The 17,679-nt window shown below is 70.0% G+C and carries 18 protein-coding genes; 6 read left to right on the top strand and 12 right to left on the bottom strand.

Annotation, left to right across the window (positions count from 1 at the left end):
- Window positions 1–15: 15 nt before the first annotated feature.
- Together BR31_RS0120900 and BR31_RS0120895 are read right to left on the bottom strand one after the other, a co-directional pair.
- The gene (locus tag BR31_RS0120900; protein WP_027502677.1) at window positions 16–510 is read right to left on the bottom strand and encodes a YflT domain-containing protein; all 495 of its coding nucleotides are present in this window, start codon (window positions 508–510) and stop codon (window positions 16–18) included.
- A 61-nt stretch (window positions 511–571) separates the two neighbouring features.
- Complete coding sequence (locus BR31_RS0120895; RefSeq protein ID WP_027502676.1) at window positions 572–1,528, bottom strand: HpcH/HpaI aldolase/citrate lyase family protein; 957 nt, start codon at window positions 1,526–1,528, stop codon at window positions 572–574.
- A 32-nt stretch (window positions 1,529–1,560) separates the two neighbouring features.
- Here BR31_RS0120895 and BR31_RS0120890 point away from each other — a divergent pair, with 32 nt between their 5' ends.
- The 5 genes from BR31_RS0120890 (at window position 1,561) to BR31_RS0120870 (ending at window position 6,753) form a co-directional block, all read left to right on the top strand.
- Window positions 1,561–2,832: a magnesium transporter MgtE N-terminal domain-containing protein gene (locus tag BR31_RS0120890; RefSeq protein WP_027502675.1), complete on the top strand. Its 1,272-nt coding sequence runs from the start codon at window positions 1,561–1,563 to the stop codon at window positions 2,830–2,832.
- On the top strand, window positions 2,825–3,355 hold the full coding sequence (locus BR31_RS0120885) for a DUF1003 domain-containing protein (protein WP_027502674.1): 531 nt from the start codon (window positions 2,825–2,827) through the stop codon (window positions 3,353–3,355). The genes BR31_RS0120890 and BR31_RS0120885 overlap by 8 nt, the downstream gene beginning before the upstream one ends.
- Before the next feature lie 85 nt (window positions 3,356–3,440).
- A complete protein-coding gene (locus BR31_RS0120880) occupies window positions 3,441–4,505 on the top strand; it encodes a lytic transglycosylase domain-containing protein (protein ID WP_027502673.1) in 1,065 nt (354 codons plus the stop codon).
- Between the two features lie 244 nt (window positions 4,506–4,749).
- Window positions 4,750–5,592, top strand: coding sequence for a lytic transglycosylase domain-containing protein (locus tag BR31_RS0120875; protein WP_027502672.1), 843 nt, complete (start codon window positions 4,750–4,752; stop codon window positions 5,590–5,592).
- Window positions 5,593–5,616: 24 nt separating this feature from the next.
- Window positions 5,617–6,753 carry an Mrp/NBP35 family ATP-binding protein gene (locus tag BR31_RS0120870; protein WP_027502671.1) on the top strand — a complete coding sequence of 379 codons (1,137 nt, stop codon included), beginning with the start codon at window positions 5,617–5,619 and terminating at the stop codon, window positions 6,751–6,753.
- Window positions 6,754–6,760: 7 nt separating this feature from the next.
- On the opposite strand, the gene BR31_RS0120865 is transcribed toward BR31_RS0120870, so the two are convergent.
- The 9 genes from BR31_RS0120865 to BR31_RS0120825 form a co-directional block, all read right to left on the bottom strand.
- Window positions 6,761–7,972 carry a vWA domain-containing protein gene (locus tag BR31_RS0120865; RefSeq protein WP_027502670.1) on the bottom strand — a complete coding sequence of 404 codons (1,212 nt, stop codon included), beginning with the start codon at window positions 7,970–7,972 and terminating at the stop codon, window positions 6,761–6,763.
- Window positions 7,973–7,974: 2 nt separating this feature from the next.
- The gene (locus BR31_RS0120860; protein WP_027502669.1) at window positions 7,975–8,640 is read right to left on the bottom strand and encodes an SRPBCC family protein; all 666 of its coding nucleotides are present in this window, start codon (window positions 8,638–8,640) and stop codon (window positions 7,975–7,977) included.
- A 13-nt stretch (window positions 8,641–8,653) separates the two neighbouring features.
- Window positions 8,654–9,568 carry an AAA family ATPase gene (locus BR31_RS0120855; protein WP_027502668.1) on the bottom strand — a complete coding sequence of 305 codons (915 nt, stop codon included), beginning with the start codon at window positions 9,566–9,568 and terminating at the stop codon, window positions 8,654–8,656.
- 3 nt (window positions 9,569–9,571) lie between these two features.
- Window positions 9,572–10,156 carry a nucleotidyltransferase family protein gene (locus BR31_RS0120850; protein ID WP_027502667.1) on the bottom strand — a complete coding sequence of 195 codons (585 nt, stop codon included), beginning with the start codon at window positions 10,154–10,156 and terminating at the stop codon, window positions 9,572–9,574.
- Window positions 10,153–11,049 (bottom strand): XdhC family protein, encoded by an 897-nt coding sequence (locus tag BR31_RS0120845; RefSeq protein WP_027502666.1) that lies wholly within the window; start codon window positions 11,047–11,049, stop codon window positions 10,153–10,155. The genes BR31_RS0120850 and BR31_RS0120845 overlap by 4 nt, the downstream gene beginning before the upstream one ends.
- 51 nt (window positions 11,050–11,100) lie before the next feature.
- Entirely contained in the window at window positions 11,101–13,518 is a 2,418-nt protein-coding gene (locus BR31_RS0120840) for an aerobic carbon-monoxide dehydrogenase large subunit (protein ID WP_027502665.1), read from the bottom strand.
- A complete protein-coding gene (locus BR31_RS29580) occupies window positions 13,515–14,081 on the bottom strand; it encodes a (2Fe-2S)-binding protein (protein WP_081830616.1) in 567 nt (188 codons plus the stop codon). Before BR31_RS29580 ends, BR31_RS0120840 begins: the two co-directional genes overlap by 4 nt.
- A gap of 38 nt (window positions 14,082–14,119) precedes the next feature.
- Window positions 14,120–14,986 (bottom strand): FAD binding domain-containing protein, encoded by an 867-nt coding sequence (locus BR31_RS0120830; protein ID WP_027502664.1) that lies wholly within the window; start codon window positions 14,984–14,986, stop codon window positions 14,120–14,122.
- A 115-nt stretch (window positions 14,987–15,101) separates the two neighbouring features.
- Window positions 15,102–16,229, bottom strand: a complete 1,128-nt coding sequence (locus BR31_RS0120825; protein ID WP_027502663.1) for an XdhC family protein — start codon at window positions 16,227–16,229, stop codon at window positions 15,102–15,104.
- 110 nt (window positions 16,230–16,339) lie between these two features.
- On the opposite strand from BR31_RS0120825, the gene BR31_RS0120820 reads away from it, so the two are divergent.
- A complete protein-coding gene (locus tag BR31_RS0120820) occupies window positions 16,340–17,248 on the top strand; it encodes a hypothetical protein (protein WP_156042565.1) in 909 nt (302 codons plus the stop codon).
- On the opposite strand, the gene tatB is transcribed toward BR31_RS0120820, so the two are convergent.
- Window positions 17,245–17,655 (bottom strand): Sec-independent protein translocase protein TatB, encoded by a 411-nt coding sequence (gene tatB, locus BR31_RS0120815; protein ID WP_027502661.1) that lies wholly within the window; start codon window positions 17,653–17,655, stop codon window positions 17,245–17,247. The two genes, BR31_RS0120820 and tatB, sit on opposite strands and share 4 nt — an antisense overlap.
- Window positions 17,656–17,679: the final 24 nt, after the last annotated feature.

Below are 17,679 nucleotides of genomic sequence, written 5' to 3'. Positions count from 1 at the left end.
GCGGGGCCGAAGCGATCAGATGGCCAGCTTGGCCAGCAGGTCCCGCGCCCGCTCGGCGGTCTTCGGCTCGCACAGCACGTCGTAACGGCCGGCCACCAGCTGCATCGTGGACGCGAAATCACGCTGTCCCCGCGTTGCGGCGTACGGGATGCTGGTGGAGATCAACCCGAAGATGATGCCGCCGATGATGCCCGCGACCAGCGGACCGAGGAAGCTGTCGGTGAACAGTCCGAGCAGCAGACCCAGGAACACACCAAGCCACGCGCCCGAAACAATTCCGCCACCAATCACTTTCGCCCAGGTGAGGCGTCCGAGAACGCGCTCGACCTGCATCAGGTCGACGCCGACGATGGTGACGTCCTCGACCGGGAAGGCCTGATCCGACAGGTGGTCGACGGCGCGCTGCGCCTCGGCATAGGTCGGGTACGAGCCGATCGGCCACCCGGTGGGAGGAGTCGGCAGCCCCCCGCCGCGCCCGGTCGGATTCGGCTGTGCCAGCGGATTGGTCATCGTCTGTGCTCCCTCATCGGTGATTCAGCTCGTGAGAACTGCACTCTCGTCGATGTCCATCTTACTGAGAGTTCGGGTCGAACCGCGTGGTCCGCACCATGCCTGCCGCGCGCCCCTTGCCCGCGACGACCAGCGCCATCTTGGCACTCGCCTCGTCGATCATCTCGTCACCGAGCATGGCGGCGCCGCGTGCACCGCCCGCCGCGGAGGTGTGGAACTCGTACGCGTCGAGGATCATCTCGGCGTGGTCGTAGTCGGCCTGACGGGGGCTGAAAACCTCGTTGGCCGCGTCGATCTGGCCGGGGTGGAGCACCCACTTGCCGTCGAAACCGAGCGCCGCGGTCCGCCCCGCCGCGCGCCGGAACGCCTCGACGTCGCGGATCTGCAGGTACGGTCCGTCGATCGCCTCGAGCCCGTGCGCCCGCGCCGCCATCAGGATCGTCATCAGGATGTGGTGGTAGGCGTCGCCCGGCTCGTATCCCTCGGGCTGCTCGCCGACGACGAGGGTGCGCATGTTGATGCTCGCCATGAAGTCCGCCGGGCCGAAGACCAGCGTCTGCACCCGCGGGCTCGCGGTCGCGATGGCGTTGATGTTGGTCAGGCCGATCGCGTTCTCGATCTGCGCCTCGATGCCGATCCGGCCCACCTCGAGCCCGTTGGCCCGCTCGACCTGGGTGAGCAGCAGGTCGAGCGCCTGCACGTGACTCGCGTCGGTCACCTTCGGCAACAGGATCGCGTCGATGTGGGCGCCAGCGCCGGAGACCACCTCGATGACGTCGGCGTGGGTCCACTCGGTGGTCCAGTCGTTGACCCGGACGACCCGGATCTGCTCACCCCATCCGTCGGAGTTCAGTGCATCGACGATCTCCGCCCTCGCCTGCGCCTTGGCGATCGGCGCTACGGCGTCCTCGAGATCGAGGAAGATCTCGTCGGCGGGCAATCCCTTGGCCTTGTCGATCATCTTCCTGCTGCTGCCGGGAACGGCGAGAATCGACCGGCGCGGGCGCGCGACCTGCATGTGGACCTCCAGTGTGAATTAGCCTGGCCATCATGGCAGCAGTGAGCAAGGTCTTCGTAGCCAGGCTCGCCGGCCTGGTTGTGCTCGGACCCGACGGAGAATCGATCGGCCGCGTCCGCGACGTCGTCATCACCATCCGGGTCGGTCGACAACGCCCCCGGGTCCTCGGGCTGGTCGTCGAATTGCTCACCCGGCGAAGGATATTCATCCCGATGCTGCGGGTGACGGCCATCGAGCCCGGCTCCGTGACGCTGACCGGCAACGTGAGCCTGCGCCGGTTCACCCAGAAGCCGGGCGAGGTGCTGGCGCTGGCCCAGGTGCTCGACAGCCGGGTGCGCGTCGACGACCCCGAACACGAGGACCTGGCCGGCCAGGAGGTCCTCGTCGCGGACCTGGGCATCGAGCTGACCCGGACGCGCGACTGGGTGGTCTCCCGGGTCGCGGTCCGCAAGCCCCGGGGCCGACTCGCCCGCCGCACCGCGATGCAGGTCGTCGACTGGCAGCACGTGGAGGGTCTGACGCAATCCCAGCTGGCTCTGCCGGGACAGGGCGTCTCGCAGCTGTTGGCGCAGTTCGAGGGCATGCGCCCCGCCGACGTCGCCAACGCCATCCGGGAGCTCCCCGACAAACGTCGGCACGAGGTCGCGGTCGCGCTCGACGACGAGCGGCTCGCGGATGTGCTGCAGGAGTTGCCGTCCGACGATCAGACCGACCTGCTCACCCACCTCGAGGTGGAGCGAGCGGCCGACGTGCTCGAGGCGATGGACCCGGACGACGCCGCCGACCTCCTTGGCGAGCTGCCCGACGCGGAGGCAGAGTCGCTGCTGCAGCTGATGGATCCCGAGGACTCCGAGCCCGTCCGACGACTGCTCGAGCACTCCCCCGACACCGCGGGCGGCCTGATGACGCCCGAACCGGTGATCCTCACGCCCGCCACCACCGTCGCCGAGGCGTTGGCCAGGGTCCGGAATCCGGACCTGACGCCCGCGCTCGCCAGCCTGGTGTTCGTCGTCCGGCCGCCGATCTCGACCCCGACCGGTCGATATCTCGGCTGCGTGCACCTGCAGCAGCTGCTGCGGGAGCCGCCCGCGTCCCTGGTCGGCGGGGTGTTGGACACCGACCTGACCAGGCTCGACCCGGACGACTCGCTGACGGCGGTGACCCGCTACTTCGCGAGATACAACCTGGTGTGCGGCCCGGTCGTCGACGACGAGGAGCACCTGCTCGGTGCCGTCACCGTCGACGACGTGCTCGACCACCTGCTCCCGGAGGACTGGCGCGAACAGGAAGTAGCCGATGAGTGAGAAGCGGACAGCGACCGACAAGACGACGGCGCTGAGCGCGCGCCAGCGGCTCGACACACCGCGCGGTTCACGCCTGTTCAACTTCCAGATCGACGTCGAGGCCGTCGGCCGGGTCGGCGAGCGGTTCGCACGATTCCTCGGCACCGGGCGCTACCTGGCCATCCAGACCATCGTCGTGGTCGTCTGGATCGTCCTCAACGTGTTCGCGGTCCGGCTGCGGTGGGATCCGTACCCGTTCATCCTGCTCAACCTGGCGTTCTCCACCCAGGCCGCGTACGCGGCACCGCTGATCCTGCTCGCCCAGAACCGACAGGAGAACCGGGACCGCGTCTCGCTCGAGGAGGACAGGGCGAGGGCGGAGCAGACCAAGGCCGACACCGAGTTCCTGGCCCGCGAGCTCGCCGCACTGCGCCTGGCGGTCGGCGAGGTGGCCACCAGGGACTACCTGCGCCGCGAGCTGGAGGAGATCAAGTCCCTGCTGACCCCCCAGGACGAGGAGGAGCCGAGGCCGCCGCGGCGGTAACAGCACCCGAAACGGGCACAACCCGCGTTTCCGGAATGTAATCTGGGTCACATTTCGTGGGTCGGGCATCGCGAAGGGTGGGCGCATGCGGATCAGGGGTCTTGCGGCCGGATCGACGGCCACGTTCCTCGCGGTCGGGGCCGCGGCCACCGTCGTCGGCGCCGCGCTCGGCTTCGGACCGTTCGGCACCGCCGCACCAGCCATGGCCGGGGTCGCGGTCGCCACCCCCGACGCGCCGGATCCCGCGGGCACCGTAGGGGTGCTGCCGCCCGCGCCCCGCCCCGTCCGCGCGCCGCACGCCTACACCCCGCCCCCGCCGGTCCGGTTCGAACTCCCGCCCGCACTGGTCCCCCGCCTGTCGCCGATGCCCGCCGCGGTGACGGTGAGCGAACTCGGCATCCCCGAACTGGTGCTCGGCGCCTACCGGATGGCCGAGTCGACGATGGCAACCGAGGCACCGGGCTGCGGGGTGACCTGGCATCTCCTCGCCGGGATCGGCCGGATCGAGTCCGGGCACGCCGGCGGTGGCCGAACCGACGCGGCCGGCACCACGGTGACCCCGATCCTTGGGCCGGTGCTGAACGGGCACCTCGCGGGCAACCAGGTCATCACCGACACCGACGGCGGCGCCCTGGACGGAGACAAGAAGCACGATCGCGCGGTCGGGCCCATGCAGTTCATCCCCAGCACCTGGGCGCGGTACGCCGCCGACGGGAACGGGGACGGCACCGCCGACCCGAACAACGTCTTCGACGCCTCGCTCGCGGCCGCCCGGTACCTCTGCTCGGGCGGGCTGAACCTGCGCGACAGCGCCCAGGAGGTCAGGGCGGTCCTGCGCTACAACAATTCGATGGCCTACGCGGCCAACGTGCTGGCCTGGTCCGCGGCGTACGCGGGCGGCGGAACGCCCGCCCCCGGGTCGATCCCGGACGTCCGGCCGGAGCCGACCTCACCACCCGAGCCGAGCCGCGAGGTCGACGGCGATCGCGCGGTCGACGCGGCCGCGCCCGCGGCGCCCGCCGCACCCGGAGTCCCGGCGCCCGCGCCGCTGATCCCCGGCCTGCCCGAGCTGCCGTGCCTGATCTTCTGCCCGCCGCCCGCTCCCGCGCCCGCCGCGCCCGCGCCGCCCGCCCCTCTGCCCGCGCCCTGAGCGCGCGGCAGGACCCCCGACCCCCGGCGTCCGCCAAGGTCTCAGAACGGTGCTCATGGTCGGCCACGACCCACCTCGGCGTGACCTAACTGAAATTATTTCGTTTATCCATTTGACCAGCGGATATCCTTCAATTCCGACAACGCAAATCACGGTTGAGTAACGGAACTATCTCGAATTCGGGTAACCTCGTCTCCGGTCGATAACGAATCAGTGCCCCCGACCGGGACGCAGGAGGATCACCGTGGGTCGCCACAGCAAGAAGAAGGACTCGAACCTTCGCCGCAACTCCGTCGTGGCGCTCGCCGGGCTGGTCCCCGCCGGGCTGGTCGTCGGAACCACCGCGAGCGCCTCCCCCTCGCTCCCGTTCACGGTCGCCGCCGACTCCGCACCGATCGATGACGTCCCCGCCGCCCCGCAGGAGCCGGAGGCCGCGCCCGTCGCCGTGGACACGCCCGCCCCCGACGTCGCGCCTGCCCTCGCGCCCGCCCCTGAGCCCGCACCGGCGCCCGCGCCCGCCCCCCTGCCCGAAGGACCGCTCGGCATCCCCGGCGTCAACTTCGCCGCCTACCAGGCCGCCGAGAAGCTGCTCGCCAAGGACCTGCCCGGCTGCGGCATCACCTGGATGCAGATCGCAGGCATCGGCATGGTCGAGTCGCACCACGCCAACGGCGGCCAGGCCCACGACAACGGCGACGTGTTCGAGCCGGTGATCGGCCTGCCCCTCAACGGCAGCCTGCCCGGCCAGGCCGTCATCATGGACACCGACGGCGGCGCCCTCGACGGCGACACCGTCTACGACCGTGCAGTCGGCCCCACCCAGTTCATCCCGACCACCTGGGCGCAGTTCGGCGCCGACGGCAACGGCGACGGCAAGATCGATCCGCAGAACCTCTTCGACTCCGCCGCAGCGACCGCCAAGTACCTGTGCGACCGCGGGACCAACATGCGCGACATCGGCTCGGCCACCATGGCGATCCACCGATACAACAACTCGATGGCATACGTGGCCAACGTGACCGCATGGGCGCTGGCCTACTCGACCGGCATCACCCCCACCGCGGACGCCCTGCCGCGTATCCACTGAGTCCAGGCCACCTAGGATTAGGGCATGCCAGTAGTGACCGAGTCCGACGTTCGTAGCGCGCTGTCCCGGGTGCTCGATCCGGAGATCCGCAAACCCATCACCGAGCTGGGGATGGTCAAGAGCGTCGCGCTGTCCGACGATGCCAGCGTCGACATCGAGATCTACCTGACGACCGCGGGCTGCCCCATGCGGACCGAGATCACCGATCGGGTCACCAAGGCGGTCGCCGACGTCTCCGGCATCGGCGCCATCCGCGTCGAGCTCGACGTGATGAACGACGAGCAGCGCACCGAGCTGCGCAAGTCGCTGCGCGGCGACTCGGCCGAGCCGGTCATCCCGTTCGCCCAGCCCGGCTCGCTGACCCGCGTGTACGCCGTGGCGTCCGGCAAGGGCGGCGTCGGAAAATCCAGCGTCACAGTCAATCTCGCGGCAGCCATGGCCGCCCGCGGCCTCTCGGTCGGCGTCCTCGACGCGGACATCTACGGCCACTCCGTCCCCCGCATGCTCGGCACCGACGCCAAGCCGACGCAGGTCGAGCGGATGATCATGCCGCCGCAGTCGCACGACGTGAAGCTCATCTCGATCGCGCAGTTCACCCAGGGCAACACCCCCGTCGTCTGGCGCGGGCCGATGCTGCACCGCGCGCTCCAGCAGTTCCTGGCTGACGTGTTCTGGGGCGACCTGGACGTGCTGCTGCTCGACCTGCCGCCCGGCACCGGCGATGTGGCGATCTCCGTCGCCCAGCTGATCCCCGGAGCGGAGATCCTGGTGGTCACCACCCCGCAGCAGGCGGCTGCCGAGGTGGCCGAGCGCGCAGGCGCGATCGCGCTGCAGACCCGCCAGCGCATCGTCGGGGTCGTGGAGAACATGTCCTGGCTGGAGCTGCCCGACGGCACCCGGATGGAGGTGTTCGGCTCCGGCGGCGGTCAGGCCGTGTCCGACCGGCTCACCAAGGCCGTCGGCGCGAAGGTCCCACTGCTCGGACAGATCCCCATCGAGCAGGCCGTCCGTGAGGGCGGCGACGAGGGCGTCCCGATCGTGCTCAGCGCGCCCGACTCCCCGGCAGGCACGGCACTGCGCGAGATCGCCGAGAAGCTCTCGGTCCGCTCGCGCGGCCTGGCGGGCATGTCGCTCGGCATCGACACCACGCGCCACCTGTAGGTCCGGCTCATCGGCCCTGCCACGCGGCGGTACCGATCACCTCAAGCGCCTCGCGCACCGCGATCAGGGTGTCGGCCGCCAGGAGCCGGTCGCAGTACGGCAGCGCCGCTGCCATCGCCCCGACCAGCGGCTCGAAGCCCGTCGCCCCCGCGCGGGGGTTGAGCCAGATCACGCGGTACGCCCTGCGGTGCAGGCGGGCCATTGCGGCACCCAGCTCCTCCGGACTGTCGCTGTCCCAGCCGTCCGAGGCGATGAGGACCACCGCCCCGCGCAACGCATTGCCGTGGTGCGAGGCGAGCAGGTCACGCACACTGCCGCCGATGTGAGTGCCGCCGAACCGGTCGACCACCCTGTCGTTGGCATGCGCGAGGGCTGCCTCGGCGGATCGGTGCGCCAGCACGGCGGTGAGCCTGGTCAGCCGCGTCGAGAAGGCGAAGACCTCCGCGTTGCCGCGGGTGGCGGCGGCACGCATCAGGTGTAGATAGACGTCGGCATACGGCTGCATGGACTGGCTCACGTCGCAGAGCACGACCATGCGCCTCGGTCGGATCACCGGTCGGGTGCGGACGATCGTCAGGGCCTCCCAGCCGGTGTGCCGAGACCGGGCGATCGTCTCCCGCAGCGCGATCCGCCTGCCTGCCGGGTGGCGTCGCCTGCGCCTCGTACGTCGTTGCGGCCAGTCGACCGACGCCCGGTCCAGCCAGCTGCGCAGGGCCCGCAGCTCGTCTTCCCTGAACTGCCCGAACGGCCTGCCCTCCACCGCCTCGAGCCGGCCGGGCAATCGCAGTTCCAGGGTCGGCCCCTCATCGCCACGGTCGCGCGTGACCCGGACCGCCTCCATCGTCGCCCATGGCAGTCCCACCCCCTGCGCCTCCATCGATTCACTCCCCGCGCTCGAGACCAACGCCGCGATGTGTGAATCGGGCAGCGAATCACGAACCGCGCGCCGCGCATTCGGGTCCATCGCCAACAGCGACGCACCGAAGACGCCCATGAACACCCTGTCGAAACCGGCGAGATCGGCCTGCCTGCGCACCAGCGTCAGGCGCGCCGCCCAGTAGAGGCGGGACATCGATGTCGGCCGCAAGGACGACAGCGCCCTTGCGAATTCGGCCGCGCCGCCCTCGGTCACCGGGATCCGCGCGGCACGCAGGCGCATCGTCAGCGCGATGGAGAAGGCCGCCAGGTCGATCCCCCTGGCCAGTGCCGGATCGCCCATCGTCACCTCTCGTGCCGCCGCAGGAATCGAATGGCGAGCCCGGCCACGACACCGGCCAGCACCGCGGCCGCCAGTGGGAGCAGCCGCCTCACGAGTGCAGGCCCGGCCAGCCCGAGCAGGTCGAGCGGCTCGGGCTCCCCGACCGGTTCGGGCGCCGCGACGAGCGCTCCGGACGGGGCCCCCTGCGCGGCAGGGACAGCCGTTTCCGGCTCGGTCGGCGGCTCCCCCGCGGCCAGCTTGGCCTCGAGCGAGGCCGCGAACTGGTTCATCATCTTCTCCGACACCTGCGCGATGACGCCGCTGCCGAACTGCGCCAACTTCCCGACGACCCTCATATCGGTGTCGACGGTCACCCTCGTCGCGGCGCCGTCCTCGACCAGGTGCGCGGTGATGGTGGCGGAGGCGTTGCCAGCGCCCCGTGAATCCCTGCCGTTCGCCTCGATCACGGCTCGGTGTGCCGCGCGGTCGGTTTCCGTCAGCGCCGCCCGGCCGGAGAACTCGCTCGTCACGGGGCCGACCTTGACCTTCATCTTGCCCAGGTACGCGTCGCCGTCGCGGCCCGTCAGCTGCGCACCCGGGAGCAGTGGCGCAACCGCATCGAGATCGGTCAGGGTGTCCCAGGCCGTCTCGATCGGTGCGTTCACCGTGAACTGATTCTCCAGTTTCATCGCCCTTGGCCTCTCATGTGGTTGCATCGGGCGCCGAGCACGGCGTGGCCCGCTCCCGTTCGTTGTCGTCGATCAGCGCGATGATCGAGTCCCGGTCGTCCGGGGTCTTGGCGATCGCACCGAGGCTCGTGACCGCCTCGGCGCGGCCGAGTTCGGTCGCGCCCAGTGCCGCGAGCGCCGACACCCAGTCGATCGACTCGGCCAGGCCCGGCGGCTTGTCCAGGTCGAGCCCGCGGGCATCGCCGACGAACTCGGTGACCTGCTTGATCAGGGCCGTGTTCGCCTCCGGCACGGTGCGCCGCAGGATCGCCACCGCGCGTTCGGGTTTCGGATACTCGATCCAGTGGTAGAGGCAGCGCCTGCGGAGCGCGTCGTGCAGGTCGCGGCTGCGGTTCGAGGTGAGGACCACCACGGGCGGACGCTCCGCGGAGAACGTGCCCAGCTCCGGCACCGTCACGGACGACTCGCCGAGGAACTCGAGCAGCAGGGCCTCGAATTCGTCATCGGCACGGTCGATCTCGTCGACAAGGAGGACGGGGGCCCCGGCGCCCCTGTGCCGCACGCACTGCAGGATCGGGCGCGGCAGCAGGAACTCCTCGGTGAACAGATCCGACTCGTCCAGCCTGCCTGCGCGCGACTCGGCCATCCGGATCGCGAGCAGCTGCCGCTGGTAATTCCAGTCGTACAGGGCCTCACCGGCACCGAGCCCCTCGTAACACTGAAGCCGGATCAGCGTGGTGTCGAGAGCGGCCGCGAGCGCCTTCGCCGCGGTCGTCTTCCCCACTCCCGGCTCGCCTTCGAGCAGCAGCGGCCGCCCGAGCGCCAGTGCCAGGTAGATCGCCGACGCCGTGCCCTCGTCCAGCAGGTAGTCCTGCGCGTCGAATCGCCCGACGACATCGGCGAGATCGGCGAACCCCAGCTGGTCCATGGCTCACCGAGAATCCTGTGCCCGCAGCGCCACGTAGTCGTCCCAGGTGTCGACGTCGAGCGGGATCTCGGCATCGACCGGTACCTCCAGCACCGGGATCCGGCCCGATTCGAGCAGTTTCCACACCCCCTTGTCGCCGTGCAGCGTGCGCAGCTCGGGGAACATGCTCCTGCCGAACCAGAGCGGGTGCCCGCGTCCGTCCCGGTACCGGCAGACCGCGCTCGCGTCCGGCGTCGCCGCGTCCAGCAGCGCCGCGATCGTCGCCGAGCCGACCCCTGGTTGGTCGCCGAGCATCAGGACGACGCCGCTCGCGTGCGGGTCGACCTCGTCCAGCGCGCGCGAGATCGTCGACGCGCAGCCCGAACCGAAGTCGGGGTTGTACACGACCTGCACCCCTGACAGGTCGACGGCGGCCTCCACCTCGGCGGCGGCGCCGCCGAGGGCCACCAGGACCTGGTCGAAGTCGCACTGGCGCGCGACCCGCAGCACCGCCGTCAGCAACGGGGCGCCCCGGTATTCCAACAGCTGCTTCGGCCTGCCGAGCCGGGTCGATCCCCCTGCCGCGAGGACGATGCCGGTGACCGTCACGGGGACCGCTCGCTCTCGAACCGGTCTCGGCACCCCGTGCTGCAGAACCAGTACGTCTGCCCACCGAGTTCGACCCGAGGGGTGTCCGCGCGGACCGTCACCGCCATGCCGCAGATCGGATCGGTGACCGTGTCCTGTGCTGCGGCGGCGAGCGCGGCATCCAGTGCCGGGCTTCGGCCGGCCAGTCCCCCCAGCCGGATGCCCTGCACGATCTGCGCGAGGATCGACAACGCGATCTCGGCAGGGGTGCGCGCGCCGATGGGCAACCCGGCAGGGGTGTGGATCCTGGCCCGCTCCGCCTCGTCGAGTTCGAGCTGCGCCAGCACGCTGGCGCCGCGGATCCTGCTGGCGACCAGTCCGATGTATCCCACACCCGCGTCGAGCGCGGCCCGGATGGACTCCGACTCGTTCCCCCCGAGCCCGACGATCACCGCCGCCACCGCGCCGTCGGGCCCGCCGCCCTCCTCGACCCGCTCGATCTGGAACCCCAGCATCCGCGCCAGGTCGGCGACCGCGTCCGCGGCTGGGTTGGTTCCCATCAGGTACAGCCGCGCGGCTGGCAGTCGCGGCGCGAGAAAGACCTCCATTGCGCCACCGGACAGACACGGGTTGACGACGACCGTCGCCCCCGGCGCCTCGGGGAACTGCGCCTGGCCGTCCGGCAGCACCCGCAGCAGCACGCTCTCCTCGGACCGCAGGGCGTCGAGCGCGGCCTTGCGCACCGAACTCTCGGCGCATTGGCCGCCGACGAACCCCTCGATGGAGCCGTCCGGCAACACGATCGCCTCGTCGCCCGTGCGCGCGGAAGTCGGCGGCTCGGCGCGAACCACGGTCGCGTGCACGAACGGTTGCCTGCGGTCGATCAGCTCGGCGATCCGCGCGTTCGTCTCCATACCCGCACCCTCCTGCGCTGTGCTGGGTCCTGCCCGGTCTCCTGCCGAGGGCTAGATCGGTGGCGCCGCTCTGCCCTGCATCGCCTCCCACACCCGCGAGGGTGTCAGCGGCATGTCGGCGTGCCGGACGCCGAACGGCTTCAGCGCGTCAACCACGGCGTTCACGACGGCGGGCGGCGAACCCACGGTCGCCGACTCACCGACGCCCTTGGCGCCGATCGGATGGTGCGGCGAGGGCGTCACCGTGAAACCGGTCTCGAGGTGGGGCACCTCGAGCGCGGTCGGGATCAGGTAGTCCATCAGCGAGCCGCCCAGGCAGTTCCCGTCCTCGTCGAAGGCCATGATCTCCATCAGCGCCATCCCGATCCCGTCGGTGATGCCCCCGTGCACCTGTCCCTCGATGATCATCGGGTTGATCCGGGTGCCGCAGTCGTCGACCGCGAGGAATCTGCGCACCTTCACCTCGGCTGTCCCGGGATCGATGTCGACGACGCAGAAATACGATCCGTACGGGTAGGTGAGATTCTCTGGGTTGTAACAGATCTGGGCCTCGAGCCCGCCCTCGATCCCCTCGGGCAGGTCGCCCGCACCGTACGAGCGCATCGCGATGTCCTGGATCGTCACCGCCGTCGTCGGATCGCCCTTCACGTGGAAGGAGCCCTTCTCCCATTCGAGATCGGCCACCGACACCTCGAGCATCCCCGATGCGATGATCTTCGCCTTGTCCCGCACCTTCCGCGCGACGAGCGCGGCGGCCGCCCCTGACACCGGCGTCGACCGGCTGCCGTAGGTGCCGAGGCCGAACGGGGTGTTGTCGGTGTCGCCGTGCACCACGTCGATGTCGTCCGGCGGGATGCCGAGCTCCTCGGCGACGATCTGCGCGAACGTCGTCTCGTGCCCCTGCCCCTGGGTCTGCACCGACAACCGGACGACGGCCTTGCCGGTGGGGTGCACCCGCAGCTCACAACCGTCCGCCATGCCGAGCCCGAGGATGTCCATGTGCTTGCGGGGCCCGGCGCCGACCGCCTCCGTGAAGAAGGACATGCCGATGCCCATCAGCTCGCCCCGCTCACGCTTCTCGGCCTGCTCTCGGCGCAGGTCGGCGTAGCCGATCATGTCCATGGCCTTGCGCATGGTCATCTCGTAGTCGCCCGAGTCGTAGACCCAGCCGGTCTTCGAGGTGTAGGGGAACTGGTCCGGCTTGAGGAGGTTCTTCAGCCGCAGCTCGGCCGGATCCATGTCGAGGTCGTAGGCGAGGCAATCGACCAGTCGCTCGACGAGGTACACCGCCTCGGTGATCCGGAAGGAGCAGGCGTACGCCACCCCGCCGGGAGCCTTGTCGGTGTAGACGGCGGTCATCTTGCAGTAGGCCGCCTCGAGGTCGTAGCTACCGGTGAACACCCCGAAGAACCCGGCCGGGTACTTCACGGGAGCCGCGGTGCCGTTGAACGCGCCGTGGTCGGCGAGCACGTTCGTCCGGATCGCGAGGATCTTGCCGTCCCTGGTGGCGGCGATCTCGCCCTGCATGATGTAGTCCCGCGCGAACCCGGTGCTCATCAGGTTCTCGCTCCGGTCCTCCATCCACTTGACCGGCTTCCCGGTCACCAGCGAGGCGACGATGGCGCACACGTATCCGGGGTAGATCGGCACCTTGTTGCCGAACCCACCGCCGATGTCGGGCGAGACGACCCGGATCTTGTGCTCGGGCAACCCCGCCACCAGTGCGTACAGGGTCCGGTGGGCGTGCGGTGCCTGGGAGGTGGACCAGAGCGTCAGCTTGCCGTTGACCGCGTCGAAATCCGCTACGGCACCGCAGGTTTCCATCGGAGCCGGGTGCACCCTTGGGTAGACGATCTCCTGGGTGGTGATCACCTCGGCCCTGGCGAAGGCCTCCTCGGTCGCCTTCGGATCGCCCGCCTCCCAGTCGAAGACGTGGTTGTCGGACTTGCCTTCGAGGTCCGTGCGGATCACCGGGGCATCGGGAGCGAGCGCCTTGCGGGCGTCGATCACCGGATCGAGGATGTCGTATTCGACCTCGATCAGCTCGAGCGCGTCACGAGCCGAGTACCGGTCCTCGGCGACGACACACGCCACCTCCTGCCCCTGGAAACGCACCTTGTCGGTGGCGAGGACCGCCTGCACGTCGTTGGAGAGGGTCGGCATCCAGGCCAGGCCCTGCTCGGCCAGGTCGGCGCCGGTGATGACCGCTTTCACCTTCGGGTGGGCCTGTGCCGCGGTCGTGTCAATGCCGACGATGCGTGCGTGCGCGACGGGGGATCTCAGGATGGCCATGTGCAGCATGCCGGGGAGCACGATGTCGTCGACATAGTTCCCGCGACCGCGGATGAAGCGGGGGTCCTCCTTGCGGAGCATCCGCCCGTACCCGACCGGCTTCTTGTTGTTGTCGAAGTGTTCGTTGTCCGACTCGTCCGTCAGTGGTCCGGTCGGTGGATGTTCGACGGTGGTCATGATGCACCTCCGACGTGCTCGGTGACGCGCGGCGGTGTGCTCGCCTCGGGCTGCGCCGCGGTGGGACCGGTGCCGCGCTCCGGTTCGGGTTCACGGGCCGCGCCCTCCTCGTGCGCCGCGGCCCACTGCACGGAGCGGACGATAGTGGTGTACCCGGTGCACCGGCAGATCTGCCCGGAGATCGCCTCGCGAATGGCCTGCTCGTCCGGGTGTGGGTTGCTGTCGAGCAGGGCCCTGGCGGTCATCATCATGCCGGGGGTGCAGAAGCCGCACTGCAGGCCATGACATTCCATGAAGCCCTGCTGGACCGGGTCGAGTTCACCGTCACGTTCGAGGCCCTCGACGGTTCGCACCTCGTGCCCGGCGGCCATCGCGGCCAACATCGTGCAGGACTTCACGGGCTCGCCGTCCACCAGCACCACGCAGGTGCCGCAGTTGCTGGTGTCGCAGCCCCAATGGGTTCCGGTCAGTCCCAGCTGATCTCGCAGGAAGTGCACCAAGAGCATTCGGGGCTCGACGTCCTCCGTGACCTCACTGCCGTTGACGGTCATCGTCACCTGCATGTCTTCTCGTCCTTCCCTGGTCCCCCGACCTACCCTCGCTAGTGGACCCGTCCGGCCGCCGTGCGCAACGCGCGACGGGTGAGTTCCTTGGCCAGGTGCCGCTTGTACTCCGCGGTCCCACGCATGTCGGTGACCGGTTCGCAGTGCCGTGACGCCAGATCACCCGCATAGAGGGCCACCTCGTCGGTGCACGGCTTGCCGAGGAGGAACTCGTACACCTCACCGAATCCGGACCGGTCGGCGTTCACCGCGGTGAGACCGATCCTCGCCTCGACGATGGTCGGGCCGTCCAGCCACACCGCGGCTCCCGCCGCGGCGATCGCCCAATCCCCCACGCGTCTTTCCACTTTCGCGTAGGCATTCGACCCGTGATCGCGGAAGGGGATCCGGATCTCGGTGAGGATCTCGTCGTCCGCCGCGGCGGTCTCGTATGGCCCGAGGTGGAACTCGGACATGCCGATCGTGCGCTCGCCGCCCGGCCCGCGCAGCACGCAGGTCGCGTCGAGCACCTCGCACACCGTGCTGAGGTCCTCGGCCGGGTCCGCCTGACAGAGCGATCCGCCGATCGTGCCTCGGTTGCGCACCACCGGGTCGGCGATCACCCGCTCGGCGTCCCGGAAGATCGGCCACAGCGCGGCCAGCTCCGCTGACTCGAGCAACTCCCGGTGTCGCACCATCGCACCGATCCGCACGCCCGACGGCTCGACCGTGATGTGACCGAGCTCGTCGTGCAGCGGGTTGATGTCGATGAGGTACTCGGGGTTCGCCAGCCGCAGCTTCATCATCGGGAGCAGGCTGTGGCCGCCGGCCACCAGTCGAGCCTCGCTCCCCAGCCGTTCGAGCAGTCCGATCGCGTCGTCGACGCTCGTCGCTCGCTCGTATTCAAAAGGTCCAGGGACCTGCATCTGATCCACCTCGCATCGCATGGGGACAAATCCAGACTCGACCGGTCCACCGGGGGTGTCAAGCGCCCCGTGCGATCACCGCGACCTGTCCGCGAACGGCTCGCGCGGGCGGGCGTCAGAGGGACTCGTCGTGGTGGATCCGGCCCTCGATCGCGGTCAGCCGCTCGCCACCCCCACCCCAGCGCAGCTCGATGATCTCGGCGGCGATGGACACCGCGGTCTCCTCGGGTGTGCGGGCCCCGATGTCGAGTCCGATAGGGCTGGACAGCCGCGCCAGCTCCGCTTCGGTCAGCCCGGCCTCGCGCAGGCGCTGTAGCCGGTCCCGGTGGGTACGCCGCGACCCCATCGCCCCGACATAGCCGACCTCGGGCAGCCGGAGCGCGAGGGCCAGCAGCGGGACGTCGAACTTGGGATCGTGGGTGAGCACACAGATCACCGTGCGGCCGTCGATCGCGCCGGCGTCGATCTGCGACTGCAGGTAGCGGTGCGGCCAGTCCACGACGACCTCGTCCGCGGTCGGGAAGCGGGTGTGCGTGGCGAACACCGCCCGTGCGTCGCACACCGTGACGCGGTAGCCGAGGAAGGCCCCCTGATGGGCCACCGCCGCGGCGAAGTCGATGGCGCCGAAGACGAGCATCCGCGGACTCGGGGCATGACTCGCGACGAACACGCGCATCCCCTCTCCCCGCCGCTGCCCGTCGGGGCCGTAGGTGAGCGCCCCGGTCCGTCCCGCCGCGAGCAGACCGCGGGCGTCATCGGCGATCGCGGCATCGGCCCGCACGGACCCGACCGTTCCACCGATCCCGTCCGGTCGCACGATCATCCGGCGACCGACCCAGGCGGACCGGGGGTGTTCGATCACCGTCGCCACGGCCACCGGGCGTTCGCGCTCGATGTCCTCGGCCACCTCGGCGAGCTCGGGAAAGGTGCGGCGGGAGATCGGCTCGACGTAGACGTCGAGAATGCCTCCGCAGGTCAGCCCCACCGCAAAGGCATCGTCATCGGTGACCCCGTACCGCTCGAGCTCCGGCCTGCCGGACTCGACCACCTCGAGGGCCAGCTCGTAGACGGCCCCCTCCACACAGCCACCCGAGACCGAGCCGGCCACGCTGCCGTCGGGGGCGACCACCATCGCCGCGCCGGGGGGCCTCGGCGCGGACCTGAAGGTCTGCACCACCGTGCCGACGCCCGCGGTCCCGCCCGCACGCCAGATCGCCAACAGCTCGGCGAGGACATCGCGCATCAGACGTCACCCTCCGCGTCGACCGGCTGGTTGCGGGCGCCCCGGGTGGTTCCCATGGCTGGACGCTACGCCGAATGCGCGGATCACCGAAGCAGGAACGGCGCTACAGTGTGGCTTCCTTGACGGTGGACGAGGCGGGGGCATTGAGCACACTGGATCCGGCCAGGCGACGGCACGACGAACTCGAGTCCAGGCGCGGCAGCCACTCCTTCCTGCTGTGGCTCTGTTTCCGGTTCGCGGTGTTCGTCGCCTGCGCGGCCCTGCTGGGATACGGCCTTGCCTGTGTCGCCGACATCTTCCGGCACGCCGTCATCGACACGACCTTCCCCGACGAGGCGAGGTTCGACGAGGCGCCGACGTGGCTCTGGTGGACGTTCGGGGCGGCCCTCGGCTATGTCCTGCTCGGTGTCGGGATGTCCGACGATCTCGCGACCTTCCTCGGGCGGCACCGCTGCCCCGGCATCATGGCCGCGGCGGGCTGGGCTGGTGTCACCCTCGGCTTCGTGGTGTCCACCACGAACTGGTGGCCACCGTCGCAGGTCGGCGCGGCCATCGACCCGATCACCATGACCGAGACGCCGTGGAGCCCGCTCGCCTGGGTGGGCTATTACACGGGCGTCTGGATTCCCCTGCTCCTGCTGGCGACGACCGTGGCGGCGGTGTCACGGACCGTGTCCCGGTTCCGCAGGCAGTCCGCCCAACTCGAGGAGCGTGACCGCCTGTTGGTACGCGGGCTACGGGTGCCGGGCACGGTCGCCGACGTCAACGTGCTCGTCGACAGTCCCCAGGAGGACGGCTCCGTGTCGATCGCGGGCATCGACGCGACGGTGACCTTCACCGACACCGAGGGCGTCACGCGGTGGGTCACTCGGCGGGTTCCCAGCCTGCACCGGGCACCGGACCAGGGCACGACACAGGTCCTGTTCGACCCGGAACGCCCGGGCGAGGAGAGTTCGATATTCGTTGCTTTCCACCGACATCCGGCGACCAGCGACTGGATTCCGTTCGACGGCCCCTAGGTGGCGTCGGCGTCGTACGGCGGGCGCTCACCGGAGGCGAGCGGTGTCGAATCGCGTTGCGGCGATGGGGGCAGGGCTGGGCCGCCCGGCCCGCCGCTACTCTTCGGCTTCGCATCGAAGTTGCCGGTCAGGATCGAGTCGTCCCCGTCGAGCAGATGCTTGGTGATCACCGAGCGGGGCGTCATCCCCCGCAACTGCTGCAGATCGGAGAGCGGCTTGCGCAGATCCTCAAACTCGGGACCGAGCTCGTCCTTGAGCTGCTGAGTCGCGCCGCCCGCGTAGTCACGGACCTGGCGCAGCGACTTCGTCACCCAGGAGACGGCACCGGGCAACCGCTCGGGTCCGAGGATCACGAGCGCCGCGACGAGTAGGACCATGAACTCGCCCCAGCCAATGTTGCCAAACACCGGGTCAGCCTACGTGCCCGCGGC

Origin of the sequence: Rhodococcus sp. UNC363MFTsu5.1 (assembly GCF_000686785.1) — a bacterium.
Classification (GTDB): Bacteria; Actinomycetota; Actinomycetes; order Mycobacteriales; family Mycobacteriaceae; genus Rhodococcus_G; species Rhodococcus_G maanshanensis.
Note: the sequence above shows the minus strand (reverse complement) of the source record. Positions and strands in the feature narration are given on the sequence as shown.

Coding starts and splice junctions, on each gene's coding strand:
- BR31_RS0120900 (WP_027502677.1), bottom strand. CDS start 510: ATGACCAATCCGCTGGCACAGCCGAATCCGACCGGGCGCGGCGGGGGG.
- BR31_RS0120895 (WP_027502676.1), bottom strand. CDS start 1,528: ATGCAGGTCGCGCGCCCGCGCCGGTCGATTCTCGCCGTTCCCGGCAGC.
- BR31_RS0120890 (WP_027502675.1), top strand. CDS start 1,561: ATGGCAGCAGTGAGCAAGGTCTTCGTAGCCAGGCTCGCCGGCCTGGTT.
- BR31_RS0120885 (WP_027502674.1), top strand. CDS start 2,825: ATGAGTGAGAAGCGGACAGCGACCGACAAGACGACGGCGCTGAGCGCG.
- BR31_RS0120880 (WP_027502673.1), top strand. CDS start 3,441: ATGCGGATCAGGGGTCTTGCGGCCGGATCGACGGCCACGTTCCTCGCG.
- BR31_RS0120870 (WP_027502671.1), top strand. CDS start 5,617: ATGCCAGTAGTGACCGAGTCCGACGTTCGTAGCGCGCTGTCCCGGGTG.
- BR31_RS0120865 (WP_027502670.1), bottom strand. CDS start 7,972: ATGGGCGATCCGGCACTGGCCAGGGGGATCGACCTGGCGGCCTTCTCC.
- BR31_RS0120860 (WP_027502669.1), bottom strand. CDS start 8,640: ATGAAACTGGAGAATCAGTTCACGGTGAACGCACCGATCGAGACGGCC.
- BR31_RS0120855 (WP_027502668.1), bottom strand. CDS start 9,568: ATGGACCAGCTGGGGTTCGCCGATCTCGCCGATGTCGTCGGGCGATTC.
- BR31_RS0120845 (WP_027502666.1), bottom strand. CDS start 11,049: ATGGAGACGAACGCGCGGATCGCCGAGCTGATCGACCGCAGGCAACCG.
- BR31_RS0120840 (WP_027502665.1), bottom strand. CDS start 13,518: ATGACCACCGTCGAACATCCACCGACCGGACCACTGACGGACGAGTCG.
- BR31_RS29580 (WP_081830616.1), bottom strand. CDS start 14,081: ATGCAGGTGACGATGACCGTCAACGGCAGTGAGGTCACGGAGGACGTC.
- BR31_RS0120830 (WP_027502664.1), bottom strand. CDS start 14,986: ATGCAGGTCCCTGGACCTTTTGAATACGAGCGAGCGACGAGCGTCGAC.
- BR31_RS0120825 (WP_027502663.1), bottom strand. CDS start 16,229: ATGCGCGATGTCCTCGCCGAGCTGTTGGCGATCTGGCGTGCGGGCGGG.